The organism is Stutzerimonas decontaminans (assembly GCF_000661915.1).
GTDB lineage: Bacteria > Pseudomonadota > Gammaproteobacteria > Pseudomonadales > Pseudomonadaceae > Stutzerimonas > Stutzerimonas decontaminans.
Genome location: NZ_CP007509.1, coordinates 2266959 through 2284056, shown reverse-complemented (window position 1 = coordinate 2284056; position 17098 = coordinate 2266959). Strand labels below are relative to the sequence as shown.

Genomic DNA, 17098 nt, shown 5'->3' with positions numbered 1-17098 from the left:
ATGCGAATCCCAGACTTCCAGCAACGCCTTGCCGACATCGGCGCCAAGCCCCGTCATATCGGGCGAATGACCCGTGCCTGGCTCAAGGGTCTGCCACTCGATGTGGGCCGCCGTCAGCAACAGGCCGAGGACTTCCTGCCGCTGAGCGTGCGCGAAGGCCTGCCGGCATTGAACGCGGAACTCGATGGTCTGGCAAAGCTGCGTTCCGAACATCCGGCTGCCGATGGCTCGGCACGCCTGCTGGTCGAGCTGGCCGACGGGCAGATGGTGGAGAGCGTATTGCTGCCGCGCGACGGCCTGTGCGTTTCCAGCCAGGTCGGCTGCGCGGTGGGCTGTGTGTTCTGCATGACCGGCAAGAGCGGACTGCTGCGTCAGCTGGGTAGCGCCGAAATCGTCGCCCAGGTCGCCCTCGCCCGACGTTTCCGCCCGGTGAAGAAGGTGGTGTTCATGGGCATGGGCGAGCCCGCCCACAACCTCGACAACGTGCTCGAGGCCATCGACCTGCTCGGCACGGACGGCGGCATCGGCCACAAGAATCTGGTGTTCTCCACCGTCGGCGATATGCGCGTGTTCGAGCGTCTGCCGCAGCAGCGGGTCAAGCCGGCGCTGGCCCTGTCGCTGCACAGCACCGATGCCGCATTGCGTCAGGCGCTGCTGCCACGGGCACCGCAGATTGCTCCCGACGAGCTGATCGACCTCGGCGAGACCTACGCCCGCGCAACCGGCTTCCCGATCCAGTACCAGTGGACGCTGCTCAAGGGCATCAACGACAACCAGGCTGAGATGGATGGCATCCTGCGTTTGCTCAAAGGCAAGTATGCGGTGATGAACCTGATCCCCTACAACAGCCTGGAAGACGACGAATACCAGCGTCCCGATGGCGATCGCATCGTGCAGATCGTGCGTTACCTGCACAGCCGCGGCGTATTGACCAAGGTACGCAATTCGGCCGGTCAGGACATCGACGGTGGCTGCGGCCAGCTCCGTGCAAGGGCCGAGCAGGTGCTCAATCGCAAGGGGCGCGTTGATCGCGGTGTCTGAACCCGCAAGCCCCACTCGCTGTCCCAGCGCAATACGATCGACGGCCCGCTCGGCCTCATACAGCAAGGAAAGCGCAAAGCCGCATGCATACATTGGAACAACTGGAACGTGGCGAATTGGCCGGAATCCGCCGACTGGATCTCTCCGCCGATCTGCAGACCTTTCCGGAAGCAATCTTCGATCTCGCCGATACGCTGGAAGTACTGAATCTCTCCGGCAATCAACTCAAGCGCCTGCCGCCCGACCTGTCCCGCCTGCGCAAACTGCGCATCCTGTTCTGCTCTGACAACCTCTTCACCGAGCTGCCGGACTGCCTTGGCGACTGCGAGCAGCTGGAAATGATCGGCTTCAAGGCCAACCAGATCCGTCATCTTCCCGCCGCCGCGCTGCCGTCGGCGTTGCGCTGGCTGATCCTCACCGACAACCAGCTGCAGGCGTTGCCCGAGGAGATCGGCAACTGCCGCCGCCTGCAGAAGTTGATGCTCGCCGGAAACCAGCTGGCCTCACTGCCGGACACGCTCGCCAATTGCGTCAACCTGGAATTGCTGCGCATCGCCGCCAACCGCCTGCCAGCGCTGCCCGCCTGGCTGCTGACGCTGCCACGACTCAGTTGGCTGGCCGCTGCCGGCAACCCCTTCAGCGATACCAACGAAGCGATAAGTCTCGCGCGCCACTCACTACCGGCGATCCCGCGCGAGCAGATCGTCCTGCACGAGCAGCTGGGCCAGGGTGCGTCCGGCATCATCTACCGTGCCGAGTGGCAGCAGAGCGGACAGCCGGCCAAGCAGATGGCCGCCAAACAGTTCAAGGGCCACGTCACCAGCGATGGCCTGCCCCATAGCGAGATGGGCGCCTGCGTGGCCGCCGGCCCCCATCCAAACCTGATCGATGTTGCCGGGCCGCTGGCGGATCAGTCGGGTCAAACGCCGGGGCTACTGATGGATCTGATTGAGCCGGCCTTCCAGCCACTGGCTGGTCCGCCTTCCCTGGCCAGCTGCACGCGTGACTGCTATGCCGATGATCTTACGTTCAGCCTCGATCAGGCGTTGCGCATCGCCCTCGGAGCGGCATCCGCAGTGGCACACCTGCACCAGCGCGGCATCCTGCACGGCGACCTTTACGCCCACAACCTGCTGGTCGATGCACAGGGCAACTGCCTGCTCAGCGATTTTGGCGCCGCGTCCTTCTTCGAGCCGGACAGTCTGGTCGGTGAGGCCCTGCAACGCATCGAGTCCCGCGCCTTCGGTTGCCTGCTTGAGGAGTTGCTGCAGCGCTGCCCTGGTTTCGATGACGACTCACGTTGGCATGCCCTGTACGAACTGCAGAACCAGTGCTTGTCAGAGCAGCCGGAGCTCCGCCCCGCCTTCGGCCAGCTGCACACCATCCTCGCCGCGCTCTGACGCGCCTTACCGGAGCGACCCGCAATGACATCACCCGCAGCAGACGAAGAACGTACGCCCTACCCCAAGCCCTATGCAGATACTGCGCTGGACCACGACCCGTTCATCCGCGGCCTCAAGCAGCGCCTTCCCGACCATCTGCGCGATTCCTTCAGCGAGGAACAGCTCGACGCACTACGTGGAGTTTTCGGCGCACGGTCATGGGTCAAGCACCGAGTCGATTTGCGCGGAACGGTGAAATTGTGGCGTGATCGCTATTACTTCGCGATCGTTGCTGGCCGTAACAAACGAAACCTGACGCGTCCGCAGCAGAATCTTTCGCTCATGGCCAAGGCCGCGCTGGCGACCCTGTTCCTGCTGTTCTCAGCATTGATAGGCCTGGTGATTCTTTATTTGCTCAAGTCCGCGCTGGGGATCAACCTCTTCCCAGACTTCTCGCTGGGGCTGTGGGACTGGTTCAAACAGAGCCTTTGAGACGAAGGCGCCGCACCTCTTGTCGGCAGGCATGGACGAACTACTCTTGAGGTCACCACGATAAGTGGATCCGCCGTTGATCGGAATCAAACCGTATTCCATACGACGGAGGAAACTGAATGCGCTGTTGACTTCCCGAGCTCAAAGGAGTTTGCGAAATGAATGACGTTTCGAAAAAACCTGCAGTAACTACGGATGAAAAAAAGATCCCGTCTGCGCCTCAGGAACCATGGCGCCCCTTCGACTCGCTACGCCGACAGGTAGACCGCCTGTTCGATGATTTCGATCGCCCCTGGCATCTGCCGTTCAGCCGTCACGTCATGGACGCCGCGCCGCTATGGCAGGGTGGCCCCAGTCAAATGCCAGCAGTAGACGTGGTCGAGAAGGAAAGCGCATACGAAATCACCGCCGAGTTGCCCGGTCTGGATGAAAAGGACGTAGAAGTAAAGCTGGTCGGTAATAGCTTGGTCATCAAGGGTGAGAAGCGCCAGGAACATAAAGAGGAGAAAGACGGCTACCACCTCTCAGAACGCTCCTTTGGCAGCTTCCAGCGCAGCTTTGCGCTGCCAGAAGGCGTGGACCGCGACAAGATCGAGGCCAAATTCGGCAAAGGCGTGCTGCGCCTTTCGCTGCCCAAGCAGCCGGGCACTGCCGATAGCGCAAAAAACATCGCTGTCAAAGCCGAGTAATGTCGGCGGGACCGGTCACCGGCAGGCCGGTCCCCGCTTCAGCCCCGACATATCATCGGCCGCGTCCCGCCCCGCCACCTTTACCTCGCTCGACTAGACTTCGGAAAAATCACCGTACGAGGCCGCCATGAAAGACGAGCAGGAAAAGAGTCTGACGCTTCGAGAAATGCTTAGCAGCGTGCTAGCTGCAGCCCTGGGCGTACAAAGCGGCAAGAACAGAGCTCGGGATTTCAGCCACGGCAAACCCAGCCACTTCATCATCCTCGGCGTGAGCTTCACCGTACTGTTCGTGCTGGCCATCCTGGGGCTGGTGAAGCTGGTGCTCTACCTGGTCGGTAACTGAGCTGTACCCTACTGGTGACTGACCCAGAATATCGCCGTGCCCACCGCGAGCATGATCAGACTGAAGATCGCCGCGGCGTCCACCACACTGTCGCGCTGCTCGTTTCTCACGGGACTTCTCCTCTTAGCATTCGATGATATCGACAGCTTCTTTCAGGCAGTTAAGACCACGCTTGTGCGTTGCTCAAGGACGGCGGGTTATAAGTCCATTTCGCTTGGTTTAGTTCTAAACATATTCCCAAACATCACTTTTGCGCATAACCACGAGCTGGTATCGTGCCGCCCTCCCTAAATGGGTGCGCGGCCGTGCGCGCGAATGCTGTAGACAGCCTGAAAACAGGACATTTATGTACGTTTACGATCAGTACGACCAACACATCATCGAGGATCGGGTCCGGCAGTTCCGCGACCAGACCCGCCGCTTCCTGGCTGGCGAACTCGCTGATGAGGAATTCCGCCCGCTGCGTCTGCAGAATGGCCTGTACATCCAGCGCTACGCGCCAATGCTGCGTGTAGCCGTGCCCTACGGCCTGCTGTCCTCCACCCAGGTGCGCAAGCTGGCGGAGATCGCACGTCATTACGACAAAGGCTACGCGCACATCAGTACGCGGACGAACGTGCAGTTCAACTGGCCCGAGCTGGAAGACGTACCGGAGATTCTCGCCGAGCTGGCCACCGTGCAAATGCACGCGATCCAGACCAGCGGCAACTGCATCCGCAACACCACCACCGACCAGTTCGCCGGTGTCGCAAAGGACGAGCTGATCGATCCACGGCCTTGGTGCGAGATCATTCGCCAGTGGTCGACCTTCCACCCAGAATTCGCCTTCCTGCCGCGCAAGTTCAAGATTGCCGTGAACGGCGCGGTCAGCGACCGTGCCGCCATCGAAGTGCACGATATCGGCCTGGAAGCGGTGAAGAACGAGGCCGGCGAACTGGGCTTCCGCGTTTCGGTTGGCGGTGGCCTCGGTCGGACCCCTATCGTTGGCAGCTTCATCAACGAATTTCTGCCTTGGCAGCACCTGCTGAGCTACCTTGACGCCATCCTGCGGGTTTACAACCGCTATGGCCGTCGTGACAACAAGTTCAAGGCCCGTATCAAGATCCTGGTCAAAGCACTGACGCCGGAAGTGTTCGCCGAGCGCGTCGAGGCCGAATGGGCGCACCTGAAGGACGGCCCGACGACACTGACCGAAACTGAAGTTCAACGCGTCAGCAAGTTCTTCGTCGATCCCGAGTACAAAACCCTGGAAGACCAGGACGCCGCCCTCGCCCAAATGGACGCCGAGCATCCGGGCTTCGCCCGCTGGCGTCAACGCAACGTCGTCGCACACAAAAAACCCGGCTACGCGGCAGTCACCCTCTCACTGAAGAGCACGGGCGTGGCCCCCGGGGACGTCACTGACAAGCAGCTCGAGGCCATCGCCGATCTGGCAGATCGCTATAGCTTTGGCGAGGTGCGCAACTCCCACGAGCAGAACATGATCCTTGCCGATGTCGAGCAGGCCAAGCTGTTCGAACTCTGGCACGAACTGCGCGAGCTGGGGCTGGCCACGCCGAACATCGGCCTGCTGACCGACATCATCTGCTGCCCTGGCGGCGACTTCTGCTCGCTGGCCAACGCCAAGTCGATTCCGATCGCCGAATCCATCCAGCGTCGCTTCGATAACCTCGATTACCTGTTCGACCTGGGCAACATCGACCTGAACATCTCGGGCTGCATGAACGCCTGTGGCCACCACCATGTCGGTCACATCGGCATTCTGGGCGTGGACAAGAAAGGTGCGGAGTTCTACCAGGTTTCGTTAGGCGGCAGCTCCGGCCGTGACGCGAGCCTCGGCCAGATCCTCGGCCCATCGTTCGCTCAGGACTCGATGCCCGATGTGATCGAAAAGATCATCAACGTTTACGTGGAGCAGCGTACCGAAGATGAACAGTTCATCGACACTTACCGCCGCATCGGCATTGATCCCTTCAAGGAGCGCGTCTATGCAGCGAATCATTAAGAACGATCAACTGGTCGATGAAACCTGGCACCTGCTGCCCCAAGAGCAGACGCTCGACGACCTGTGCAACAGCGATGACCTGATCGTTCCGCTGCATCTCTGGCTCGACCATGCGCATGCGTTGAAAGCACGCGACGGTGGTCTCGGCGTGTGGCTTGACGCGCACGAACAGATCGAAGATATCGCCGACGACCTGGAGCATTTCCAGGTAGTCGCGCTGAATTTCCCGAGCTTCACCGACGGTCGCCACTACTCCAGTGCCCGCCTGCTGCGTGAGCGCTATGGCTATAAAGGCGAAATTCGCGCCATCGGTGACGTACTGCGTGACCAGCTGTTCTACATGCGTCGCTGCGGCTTCGATGCTTTTGCCATTCGCGCCGATCGTGACCCAGTCGACGCGCTGGAAGGTTTGAAGGACTTTTCGGTGACCTATCAGGCCGCGGCCGATGATGAGCGCCCGCTGTTCCGTCGCCGTCAGGGCTGATACCAGCCCAGTCGAACCGGCAAATAAAAAGCCCGCCTATTGGCGGGCTTTTTATTGCTTCATTGATACATCCAGAAATTAGGGTGTTCGACCGGAGCGGTAACCTCTACGGCCTTTTTTCCGGAAGCGATCTGTTTGATTTTCTCGGCAAGCTTCTTCATGAACGATTTCCTCGGTTGCGAACAGCGATGGCGCTAGGTTCCGCCAATTGCCGCTTCCGAGGAAATTCATTGCCACTATCGCGTCGATAAATCGCTTAGCAGGCGCAACTCAATCGACACGTACCAATATCCGGCCTACCTGGCCCCCGGCCAAGATGCGCTCGATCGCCTCTGGCAACTGCTCAAGAGCGATCTCATGGGTCAGATCGTCGAGGTTGGGCAGCTTCCACTGCAGCGACAGCTTGTCCCACATGGAGGCCTTGACCACCAGCGGAATCTCCACCGAGTCCACCCCCAGCAGATTGACTCCACGCAGAATGAAGGGCAGAACGCTGGCCTGAAAGTGAGTGCCCGCAGTGAGTCCGCAACAGGCTGCGCTGGCACCGCGCTGCAGCGACTTGACCACGTTGAACAGGATATCTCCGCCGACCGTATCAACCGCGCCGCCCCACTGCTCCTTGAGCAGCGCCTTTTCCACGCCAGCCTGCAATGCAGAACGTTCGACAATCTGGCTTGCGCCCAGGCGAGTGAGAAAGTCAGCCTGATCGGCCTTGCCGGTCACCGCCGCAACCTTGTAGCCAAGGCTGGCCAGTAGCGCCACGGCAATGCTACCCACCCCGCCAGTCGCTCCCGTCACCAGCACTGGCGCTTCACGCGGTTCCAGGCCAGCCTGCTCAAGCTTGTCGATACAAAGTGCTGCAGTCAGCCCGGCAGTACCGAGGATCATCGCTTCGCGCAGCGAAAGGCCCTGGGGACGCTTGATCACCCAGGCAGCCGGGACGCGGATGTACTGAGCGAAGCCACCGGCGGTGTTCATGCCCAGGTCATAGCCCGTAACGATCACCTCATCACCTTCGGCGAATTCGCCGACACTGGAAGAAGCCACGATACCTGCAGCGTCAATGCCAGGCGTATGCGGATAGGATCGGGTCACGCCGCGATTACCGCTCGCCGATAGCGCGTCCTTGAAGTTCAGCGAGGAATAATGAACCCGGATGAGCACCTCACCTGCGGGCAGCTCGTCGATACCACGCTCGACGACTTTGGATTCGAAACGGCCCTCGGCCACTTCGCTGACTTGTAGCGCCTTGAAGCTGCTCATCGCGGTCCCCTTGTCATTGCCAAAAACGTTGTTCGTTCAGCCGGCTCCAGCCTTTCAGCAAGCCGTGCTCCATTACCGTACTGGCCGCCATGCCGAAACGTTCCGGCAGGCTCTTCTTCTGGATGTAATGCAGCTGGAACAGTTCCGCTTCCTGCGCCCGCTCGGCGAGGTACTGATCACTGGTTTTCAGCTCGTCCGCCAGATGCTTACCCAGCGCAGCGATGCCGAGCCAGACCTCGCCCGTTGCAACATCATCTATCGAGAGGTTCTGCCGATAGCGAGCGACGAAGTTCTTGAACAACTCATGGGTCGTTTCCAGATCTTCCTGGAATTTCTCCCGGCCCTTGTCGGTGTTCTCGCCAAAAACGGTCAGGGTTCGCTTGTACTCACCAGCGGTCAGCACTTCGAAATCCACATCATGCTTTTTCAGCAGGCGATGGACATTGGGCAGCTGCGCCACCACGCCGATGGAACCAAGGATGGCGAATGGCGCAGTAAGAATGCGATTACCGATGCACGCCATCATGTAGCCGCCGCTCGCGGCCACCTTGTCGACGCAGACAGTCAGCGGCACACCGGCATCACGGATACGCACCAGCTGTGATGCGGCCAGGCCATAGCCGTGCACCATGCCACCACCACTCTCCAGCCGCAGGACCACTTCATCCTGCGGTGTCGCCATCGTTAGCAGCGCGGTGATCTCGTGGCGCAGGTTGTCGACGGCCGATGCGCGAATGTCGCCATCGAAATCGAGGACGAATACCCGCGCGGGCGTTTCAGGCTTCTTGTTCTGTTTGGCGGCCTTGGCTTCGCGCTTGCGCAATGCTTTCAACGCGTCCTTCTCCAGCACAGCCTGCTCCAGGCGCTCGCGCATGGACTTATAGAACTCGTTGAGCTTGTGCACTTCGAGATGGCCACCGCCCTGCTTGCTGCGTCCGCGCCGCATCGAAGCGAGAGCGATCAGCACGATCACGATTGCGACCACCAGCGTGACAGTCTTGGCCAGGAAGCTGGCGTAATCGACAAGAAATTCCACGTATCCCCCTCGGTGAGTTCCGGCGCCGACAGGTATCCCTTCGGCGGCAAGCCGCCAGCATACCGGCGGGCCTTTGGCTGGGCTAGCGCGCGCAATTCAAACAAACGTTCGAATTATCGTTGACACTCCCGAACGATGCCCCTACCCTCGCGAAAAAACAGTGCCGGCCGGAGCAGCAAGCATGGGCAGTATCTACCTGATCAGGCATGGTCAGGCGTCTTTCGGCGCAGAAAACTACGACGTGCTCTCCCCACTGGGCTATCGCCAATCCGAAGCGCTGGGCGACTACCTTGCGCAGCTTGATGTGACCTTTGATCGCTGCCTGAGTGGCGAGCTGGATCGCCAGCAGGACACTGCCCGCGCCACGCTGGCGAGACTGGGGGCTCAGCCGGAGCTTGAAGTCGACGCCGCCTTCAATGAATTTCACGCCGATGCGGTTATACGCGCCCACCTCCCCGACTTGCTTCAGCTCGAGCCCAATGCATTGCACATCCTGCGCAACGCGGCGGATCATCGTGCCGACTTTCAGCGGCTGTTCACCCATGTAGTGCATCGCTGGATATCCGGTGAGCACGAGAAGGAAGAACTGGAGAGCTGGCAGCATTTCCTCGATCGCGTACGGGGTGGTCTGGATCGCGTTCTGGATCAAGCAGGCAAGCGTGATCGCATCGCCATCTTCACCTCCGGCGGAACTATCACCGCACTGATGCAACTGATCATAGGCGTGCCGCCGATCAAGGCATTCGAGATGAACTGGCAGATCGTCAATACCTCGCTCAGCCTGTTGAAGTTTCGTGATCGAGATGTCGCGCTGGCTTCGTTCAACAGCCATGCGCACCTGCAACTCCTGAAGAACCCGGAGCTCGTCACCCATAGATGAGCCCAGCCCCAAGCGGCCCCTAGCTGCGTGTACCCATAACGACCCAAAAAGGAAACCCTCATGAGTAACGTCGCCGAGACTTTCAAAGGCATGCAGTCGAAGTTCAACCCCAGCGCCGCTGCCGGCCTGGATCTGGTGTTCCAGTTCAACATCACTGATGCCGAAAACTACTACCTGGTGGTAAAGGATGGCACCTGCGATCTGCAGCAGGGCGATTCCAGCGATGCAAACGTCACCTTGATCATGGACAGCGAAACCATGCAGGGCATCGTCAGCGGTGAAACCGACGGCATGCAGGCTTTCATGGCCGGCAAGCTGCGCGCCGAAGGCGACATGATGCTGGCCATGAAGCTAAGCGAACTGTTCCCGGCGTAAGGCCAGGACCACCGCTGCGACGCAAAAAGCCGAAGTCACTGACTTCGGTTTTTTTTTGGCCGAACAACCCTGAACAGCGAATCAGGCAGCTTGATTGACGGGCAACACTCCGGCCAATAACAGCGGCCATGACTTGGTCTACGCGATCTCGAGCATTAGATTACTGAATCATCTTGGGCACCGAACATAAGTAGAAGGGATAACAATGGCGCTTACAGATCAAACCACGCGCGTCCGGGAAGGCGAGGAGTTACCGGTCGATATCATCGACCAATACCTGAAGGCGCATATCCCTGGCCTGAACGGTACGCCGCAGATTTCCCAGTTCCCCGGTGGCGCATCGAATCTGACCTACCTATTGCAGTACCCTGATCTCGATCTGGTCTTGCGCCGCCCTCCCTTCGGACACAAGGCGAAATCCGCCCACGACATGGGCCGTGAGTTTCGTATTCTCAATCAGCTCAACAAAGGCTTTCCCTACTGCCCGAAGGCCTATGTTTACTGCACGGATGATTCAGTGATAGGCGCGGAGTTCTACGTGATGGAGCGCGTCAACGGCATCATCTTGCGCTCCGAGCTGCCGCCGGAACTGAGCCTCGATGAAGGCCAGACCCGTGCCCTCTGCGAGAGCTTCATCGACAAGTTCGTCGACCTGCACAATGTCGACTATCAGGCCTGCGGCCTTGGCGACCTGGGCAAGCCTGAAGGTTACGTGAAGCGCCAGATCGAGGGTTGGAGCGAGCGCTACGAGCGCGCCATCACCCCCGATGCGCCCGCCTGGGAGGCGGTGAAGGCCTGGCTTAAGGACAAAATGCCAGCGGATCACGCAAAGCCCGGGATCATTCACAACGACTACCGCTTCGACAACGTCATCCTCAACCCGAATAACCCGATGGAGATCATCGGTGTACTGGACTGGGAAATGACTACCATCGGCGATCCGCTAATGGATCTGGGCAATACACTGGCCTACTGGATCGAGGCCGATGATCCACAACCGATGCAGGCGATGCGTCGCCAACCAAGCCATCTACCTGGCATGCATACCCGGCAGGGCTTCGTCGATTACTACGCGCAACGGGCCGGCATCGAGATCCCCTGCATCGACTTCTACTACACCTACGGCCTGTTCCGCCTGGCTGGAATCGTTCAGCAGATTTACTACCGCTTCTATCACGGCCAGACACAGGATCAACGTTTCGCCTCGTTCATCCATATGAACAAGTTGCTCGAACAAAAAGCGCTGCAAGTGATCGGGCAATCGAAGCTCTGAAGCCATCCAAGCCCTGTGGCACGCACAGGGCCGAACAAGAAAAAGAGGAATGACCATGTCCAAGACCACCCTGTTCGACCTAGACGGCAAGATCGCCTTCGTTTCCGGCGCCAGCCGCGGTATCGGCGAGGCCATTGCCAAGCTGCTCGCGCAGCAAGGCGCCCACGTGATCGTATCCAGCCGCAAGATCGAGGGCTGCCAGGCTGTAGCCGACGCGATCATCGCCGAAGGTGGAAAAGCCACCCCGGTTGCTTGCCATATTGGGGAGATGGAACAGATTCAGGCGGTTTTCGCTCAGATCCGCGAGCAGTTCGGCCGCCTCGATATTCTGGTCAACAACGCTGCTACCAATCCGCAGTTCTGCCACGTGCTGGATACCGACGTATCGGCCTTCCAGAAGACCGTCGACGTGAACATCCGCGGCTACTTCTACATGTCCATCGAGGCCGGCAAGCTGATGCGCGAGCACGGCGGCGGCAGCATCATTAACGTCGCCTCCATCAACGGGGTGACACCGGGTAACTTCCAGGGCATCTACTCGATTACCAAGGGCGCCGTGATCAACATGACCAAAGCTTTCGCCAAGGAATGCGCGCAGTTCGGTATTCGTTGCAATGCGCTGCTGCCGGGCCTGACCGATACCAAGTTCGCCTCGGCACTGGTCAAGAACGACTCGATTCTGCAAATGGCACTGCAGCACATCCCACTGAGCCGTGTCGCCCAACCGAGCGAAATGGCCGGTGCTGTGCTCTATCTGGCCAGCGATGCGTCCAGCTACACCACGGGGGTGTCACTCAACGTCGATGGCGGTTATCTGGCCTGACGCTTTGCGGGACTACCAGAAGGGAGCCTAGCGGCTCCCTTTTGTTTACCAGTTCTTCAACGCCTCGGTCGCCGCTGCGTTCATGGGCTTGGCAATCAGCCCGGTCGGAGCGAGCTCCACAGTATAAGCGGCGCCATCGGCGATCGGCATGTAATCGACGCGCAGCAGCTGTGCATCGACCAGATGCATGCTGCGCTGTCCAAGTTCCAGCGATTGCCAGATATCCACCCCTAGGGGCTTCTCGCTCAGCACTACACGGCCATGGCGCGCCACATTCTGCTGCTCGACAGCGAGGTAGCGTCCGGTGAGGCGCTCCAGCCGATAGCCGGATTCCAGGCCGATCAGCTCAGCCAGACTCTTCCAGCGCAACACATGCAGGTCGAGCTGCCAGAGATCCCCTTCCAGCATCGCCGTACGCGCCTCCTTGCCCTGCTCCAGCCTGACCTCGTAACGCTGCGATCCCTGAGCCTGGAAGGTAACGGTAACCAGCGGCCGGTCGCTCGGCAGCGCCGAATAGGTACTGATGTCGTAGCCAATCAGTCCGATAAGCCCGGCAAGCGCGAGGACAGCAAAGCCACAGGTGCCACGCAGCCAGCCCATCAGCCAGCTCCCTCCCAGCAGCAAACGTAGCGCCACCAGCAATACGATAACCGCCAGTAACGCGATCACGATTGCAAGCCCGAGATATTGCATAGCCAAGCGTCCTTTTCATTGGGTGCGACATTATCCGCAGCAGCCATCAGCACAGCCAGCACCGGCATGGGACGGCGGTCACGAGCTGGCGTTCTTCTTCGTGCACAGCATGAGGCAGCTCAGGCGATTCGTCCCCTTTCGCCAGCATGAAGGCAGCATTATCCTCCGCTGTCCTTCAGCCCATCGAGGCTCGCATGCCCTTAGCACTTGAGCTCGCGCTCGACCCTTCGACCCTGTTGATTTTGTTCGCCGTTGCCTTCACCGCCGGATTCATTGATGCCATCGCCGGTGGTGGCGGGCTGCTGACCATTCCTGCCCTGTTGACTGCCGGCCTGCCACCTCATCTCGTGCTGGGCACCAACAAGCTGTGCGCTACCTTCGGCTCGGCTACCGCCAGCTATACCTTCTATCGCCGTCGCCTGTTCGAGCCTGGGATATGGCGCAGCGCGCTTGCGGGCACCGCAATCGGAGCGGCGCTGGGTGCAGTTCTCGCGCAGTTCATGCCTGCAAGCTGGCTTAACCAGCTGCTGCCCCTGGTGGTATCTGCCTGCGGCATCTACCTCCTATTCAGCCGCATGCCCACCCGCGCAAGCGGCGATGCGACGCTGATCGGGCGCAAGCGACAGTGGCCACAGGGCCTTTCGCTCGGTTTCTACGATGGCGTGGCGGGCCCAGGCACCGGCGCCTTTTGGACCGTCAGCAGCATGCTGCTCTATCCACTCGATCTGCTGCGGGCCAGCGGTGTTGCGCGAACCATGAATTTCGTCAGCAACGCAGTGGCGCTGAGCGTGTTCGTGATTGCTGGACATGTCGCATGGGTACTCGGAATCGGCATGGGCCTGGCACTGATGGCCGGCGCCTATTTTGGCGCGCGCACGGCAATCCGTGGCGGCTCGCGGTTCATCCGCCCGGTGTTTATTCTGGTGGTGCTGGCGATGAGTCTGCGTCTAGCCTGGCAGCACTGGTTCGGGGCGGCCTAGGCGGCGAGCCAAGTACAGCTCGATCAGATAACGCGCAATGGATTGGCGTGCGGGTAATGCCGGCAGGTTGTCGATGGCGAACCAGCGCGCGTCTTCGATCTCCTCGGGCTGAGGCACGATCTCACCGCTGGCGTACTCGGCATGAAATCCCAGCATCAGCGAGTGCGGAAACGGCCAGCCCTGGCTTGCGATGTATTGTGGCGCATGGATCGCCACGCCAACTTCTTCCCGCACTTCACGCGCCACGCACTGCTCCACCGACTCACCCGGCTCCACGTAGCCGGCCAGGGTGCTATAGACGCCGGGAGCGAAACGCGGCGAGCGAGCCAGCAGCAGCTCATCCCCGCGGGTGACCAGTACGATCATGCTCGGGGACAGTCTGGGGTAGTGCTGAACGCCGCAGGCCGGGCAGTGCATCGCCCGCTCGCCTGCGCGCAGCTTCATCGGCGAGCCACAGCTGCCACAGAAACGATGCTGGCTAGCCCAGGTACCTATTTGTGTGGCGTAGCCGAGCAGTCGGAACAGATCGCGGTCATCTTCCTGCATGAACTGACGCAGGCCCTGCCAGCGCGCACCGGGCACCTCCGCGGAGAACTCTAGCTCAAAAAGAAAAACCGGCTCCCCGTCAAAATGACCCAGCCCCTGCTCGCTTAGCAGCGGTAGGTCCAGGCGCTTGAGCCAGTCCCGCGGAAACAGCACGCCATTGTCGTCGAGGAGAAACTGCTGCCGGCAATGCACCACCGCCCAGCCCCCCGGCACTGAGGGGTCGAGCAGCGCCGCCTGCCAGCGCAGACTCATCAGGCCGCTACCGGCATGCCCAGCGCGCGCACGCTCTCGCTGGCCAGATCAAGCACGCTCACGCGTGAATCGTCACGGCGTAGAACCGCCCCACCTTCGAGGTAGTATTCCAGGCTGGTAAGGGCGTCAGCGAGGGTTTCCAAGAGTTGCTCAGGCGGCATCTGATTCGACTCAAGCATTTGCTTTTGAATGAAATCGGCACAGGCGCCAATCAGGTCAGCCGCACGCTCCTGCTCGAGGAAACGTAATCCGCCACGCACCGCCTGCAGGCTGAATGGCACATTGGCCAGGTGCAGCTTCTCCCCATTGGATTCCAGATAGGCGGTAATCGCCCGTTTGGCGAGGGCGAGTCCGGCGGTCGCTTCGTCGATTACTACGATGCGCGCCTCAGTCAGCTGGTGATTGGCGAAGGCTTCGGCCTCCATCCCTGGGCGGGCGACTTGGGGCTTCGTATCACGCCGATCTCCACGCTCCAGGCTGGCGACCATGCTTTCGACATAGAGCACGGCGTCGGCAAGGCGCTGAATGACGTGCGCCTCGGGCGTATGCTCCAGGCTCCAGACAGAGACGTCGCCCAGCTGCGTCTGCAAGGTACTGGCCGCGGATGAAAGGCCAACCATCCCCAGGGTCTTGGCCATCTTGCCGAGCAGGTTATGCAGATTCGAATAGGCTTCCGCCTGCGCGGTACCGCGCTCGATCAGATCCAGCAAATCCTTCAGGCTAGCCAGCTCCTCGCGGATTGCCGAGGACAGCGAGCGCATCACCGCCTGCCCAGGGCCAGCCAGGCGTTGAGACTCCTCTTCGAGCAGATGGTCAGTGAACGGCAGCGAGCTTAGCGAGAACACCTGGCGAACCTGGCTGGCAATAGGTCCCTGCGTATCCGCCAAGGCGACGACGTACAGCAGCTCTTTGAGCAGACTCCGCGGGGCCTCGTACGCAGGGTTGCCGAGTACCTGCTTGAGCTCGCGGTCGAGCCGCGAAAACAGCTGCTTGCGCGACTTGCGCGGCAGCAGCTGGCCGTCCAGCTGCGATTCGAGGGCCGCACTGCCGATCCAGCACAGCCGGCTGGCGGGGGATTCGATGAAGAGATGATCCAGGCGCGTCAACGCACGGTTCATGAGTTTCAGGCTGGCTGGCAGATTCTCTTCGCGGATGAAGCCCAGCAACCCAACCTGATACATCTGACGCAGGCGCCGGGCCTCGGCAACTGGCGCAGCACCGGACCGGGCTGGTACATCTACCGCAGGGCGAGCGTGATCGAGTCGAACGCTGAAGAAAAAACTCTCCGGCAATGCCGGCTGCGCGCAAGCCTGTCGCAGCGCGTTGATCGCCGGAAGCAGCAGCTCGGGAATTTCCTGGCGGCTGGCATCGACGCTTTCCAGATAGCGTCGCAACACGTAGAGCGCGTTGCTCAACGCGGCAAGCTGTACGTCGCGGTCTTCGCCGGCACCAACAGGGATATCGGTCGCCAGCTGCAGGATCTCCTGCGCCAGCAACTCGGCCCCCGTCAGCTCGATGAGATTGAGCGTACCGCGCACCTGCTTGAGGTTTTCCACGGCCTGCTGCAGCAGGCCGCCGTTGTTGCGATCAATGATGAAGTGTTCAAGGCTCTGCTCGGCCTCTTCCATGGTGGCGAACAGTTCGTCACGTACCAGACCAAGTGAAGTAGCTCCAGTAACCATGCCTAGTGCGCCTCCCGCGCAAACGTTTGATGGCGCATCAGTCGGCAAAGTCCGGCTTTTGTTTGCTCATATGAGCAGCGATGGCGACCTTGATATCGGCCGACTGCAGCATGGCTGCATTCCAGGTGGCGATATATTCGAGGCCGTCGTCGACGCGATGATCACGCATGTAGCGGATCATTTCCTTGGTGCCACGAATGGCGACAGGTGATTTGCGAGCGATGTCGCGGGCCAACTCCAGAACGCCATCCATCAGCGCCTGCTGGTCGGCATAGGTACGATTGACTAGGCCGATGCTGCGCGCTTCTTCGCCGTCTATCGTGCGACCAGTAAACGCTAACTCACGCATCATGCCATCGCCGATGATGCGCGGCAGACGCTGCAAGGTCCCGACATCGGCGGCCATGCCCATGTCGATTTCCTTGATCGAGAATTTCGCGCTTGCAGTGCTGTAACGCATGTCGCAGGCGGAGATCAGATCGATGGCGCCGCCCAGGCAGTAGCCCTGGATGGCCGCGATGACCGGCTTGCGGCAGTGATCGACAGCATTGAACGAGGCCTGCAGCGAAAGGATCTTGCGGCGCAGCTGCTCGGCGTTGCGCCCGACATCACTGCCCAGCTTGCTACCGACCGAGGCCAGCAGCTGCAGGTCGATGCCTGAAGAGAAATGGTCACCGGCCCCGCTGAGGATCACTACGCGCACCTCGTCGGTGGCATCGATCCAGTTGAAGATATCGATGATTTCCGCCCAGAACGCGGCATCCATCGCATTGATCTTCTCGGGTCGGTTGATCACGACTCGGGCAATCTTGTCTGCCAACTCTACGCGGAAGGCTTTGTATTCGGTCACGCTATCATC

18 protein-coding genes are annotated in these 17098 nt (G+C 60.4%); 12 read left to right on the top strand and 6 right to left on the bottom strand.

The features are described from left to right. From UIB01_RS10605 to UIB01_RS10575, 7 genes are all read left to right on the top strand, one after another. The gene (locus UIB01_RS10605; protein ID WP_038659921.1) at nucleotides 1–1041 is read left to right on the top strand and encodes an RNA methyltransferase; all 1041 of its coding nucleotides are present in this window, start codon (nucleotides 1–3) and stop codon (nucleotides 1039–1041) included. Between the two features lie 83 nt (nucleotides 1042–1124). After that, nucleotides 1125–2441 (top strand): leucine-rich repeat-containing protein kinase family protein, encoded by a 1317-nt coding sequence (locus tag UIB01_RS10600; protein ID WP_038659918.1) that lies wholly within the window; start codon nucleotides 1125–1127, stop codon nucleotides 2439–2441. A 24-nt stretch (nucleotides 2442–2465) separates the two neighbouring features. Further along, the gene (locus UIB01_RS10595) at nucleotides 2466–2915 is read left to right on the top strand and encodes a 3-phosphoshikimate 1-carboxyvinyltransferase (protein WP_038659915.1); all 450 of its coding nucleotides are present in this window, start codon (nucleotides 2466–2468) and stop codon (nucleotides 2913–2915) included. A 158-nt stretch (nucleotides 2916–3073) separates the two neighbouring features. Beyond that, a complete protein-coding gene (locus tag UIB01_RS10590) occupies nucleotides 3074–3604 on the top strand; it encodes an Hsp20/alpha crystallin family protein (protein WP_038659912.1) in 531 nt (176 codons plus the stop codon). A 127-nt stretch (nucleotides 3605–3731) separates the two neighbouring features. Further along, nucleotides 3732–3947 (top strand): DUF2970 domain-containing protein, encoded by a 216-nt coding sequence (locus tag UIB01_RS10585; protein WP_038659909.1) that lies wholly within the window; start codon nucleotides 3732–3734, stop codon nucleotides 3945–3947. A gap of 346 nt (nucleotides 3948–4293) precedes the next feature. Continuing rightward, the gene (locus UIB01_RS10580) at nucleotides 4294–5952 is read left to right on the top strand and encodes a nitrite/sulfite reductase (RefSeq protein ID WP_038659906.1); all 1659 of its coding nucleotides are present in this window, start codon (nucleotides 4294–4296) and stop codon (nucleotides 5950–5952) included. Further along, nucleotides 5936–6436 carry a DUF934 domain-containing protein gene (locus tag UIB01_RS10575; RefSeq protein ID WP_038659903.1) on the top strand — a complete coding sequence of 167 codons (501 nt, stop codon included), beginning with the start codon at nucleotides 5936–5938 and terminating at the stop codon, nucleotides 6434–6436. The genes UIB01_RS10580 and UIB01_RS10575 overlap by 17 nt, the downstream gene beginning before the upstream one ends. A gap of 270 nt (nucleotides 6437–6706) precedes the next feature. Here UIB01_RS10575 and UIB01_RS10570 read toward each other — a convergent pair whose 3' ends face one another. Next, complete coding sequence (locus tag UIB01_RS10570) at nucleotides 6707–7699, bottom strand: YhdH/YhfP family quinone oxidoreductase (protein WP_038659900.1); 993 nt, start codon at nucleotides 7697–7699, stop codon at nucleotides 6707–6709. A 13-nt stretch (nucleotides 7700–7712) separates the two neighbouring features. Continuing rightward, nucleotides 7713–8735, bottom strand: a complete 1023-nt coding sequence (gene sohB, locus UIB01_RS10565) for a protease SohB (RefSeq protein ID WP_038659898.1) — start codon at nucleotides 8733–8735, stop codon at nucleotides 7713–7715. Between the two features lie 181 nt (nucleotides 8736–8916). Between sohB and UIB01_RS10560 the strand changes: the two genes are divergently transcribed. From UIB01_RS10560 to UIB01_RS10545, 4 genes are all read left to right on the top strand, one after another. Beyond that, on the top strand, nucleotides 8917–9615 hold the full coding sequence (locus UIB01_RS10560) for a histidine phosphatase family protein (RefSeq protein WP_038659895.1): 699 nt from the start codon (nucleotides 8917–8919) through the stop codon (nucleotides 9613–9615). Between the two features lie 60 nt (nucleotides 9616–9675). Continuing rightward, entirely contained in the window at nucleotides 9676–9990 is a 315-nt protein-coding gene (locus UIB01_RS10555; RefSeq protein WP_014820131.1) for an SCP2 sterol-binding domain-containing protein, read from the top strand. 205 nt (nucleotides 9991–10195) lie between these two features. Next, nucleotides 10196–11263: a phosphotransferase family protein gene (locus UIB01_RS10550; RefSeq protein WP_038659891.1), complete on the top strand. Its 1068-nt coding sequence runs from the start codon at nucleotides 10196–10198 to the stop codon at nucleotides 11261–11263. Nucleotides 11264–11318: 55 nt separating this feature from the next. After that, entirely contained in the window at nucleotides 11319–12086 is a 768-nt protein-coding gene (locus UIB01_RS10545; RefSeq protein ID WP_038665676.1) for an SDR family oxidoreductase, read from the top strand. Nucleotides 12087–12131: 45 nt separating this feature from the next. Here the strand turns inward: UIB01_RS10545 and UIB01_RS10540 are convergent, their stop codons facing one another. Then, nucleotides 12132–12779: a hypothetical protein gene (locus UIB01_RS10540; protein ID WP_038659888.1), complete on the bottom strand. Its 648-nt coding sequence runs from the start codon at nucleotides 12777–12779 to the stop codon at nucleotides 12132–12134. A 194-nt stretch (nucleotides 12780–12973) separates the two neighbouring features. On the opposite strand from UIB01_RS10540, the gene UIB01_RS10535 reads away from it, so the two are divergent. Continuing rightward, nucleotides 12974–13759: a TSUP family transporter gene (locus tag UIB01_RS10535; protein ID WP_038659885.1), complete on the top strand. Its 786-nt coding sequence runs from the start codon at nucleotides 12974–12976 to the stop codon at nucleotides 13757–13759. Here UIB01_RS10535 and nudC read toward each other — a convergent pair. Genes nudC through UIB01_RS10520 form a run of 3 tightly spaced genes read right to left on the bottom strand, consistent with a single transcriptional unit; the run spans nucleotide 13727 to nucleotide 17089 of the window. Then, entirely contained in the window at nucleotides 13727–14557 is an 831-nt protein-coding gene (gene nudC / locus UIB01_RS10530; protein WP_038659882.1) for an NAD(+) diphosphatase, read from the bottom strand. The two genes, UIB01_RS10535 and nudC, sit on opposite strands and share 33 nt — an antisense overlap. Further along, nucleotides 14557–16239 carry a FimL-related protein gene (locus tag UIB01_RS10525; RefSeq protein WP_038659879.1) on the bottom strand — a complete coding sequence of 561 codons (1683 nt, stop codon included), beginning with the start codon at nucleotides 16237–16239 and terminating at the stop codon, nucleotides 14557–14559. Before UIB01_RS10525 ends, nudC begins: the two co-directional genes overlap by 1 nt. A 37-nt stretch (nucleotides 16240–16276) precedes the next feature. Then, nucleotides 16277–17089, bottom strand: coding sequence for a crotonase/enoyl-CoA hydratase family protein (locus UIB01_RS10520; protein ID WP_038659876.1), 813 nt, complete (start codon nucleotides 17087–17089; stop codon nucleotides 16277–16279). Nucleotides 17090–17098: the final 9 nt, after the last annotated feature.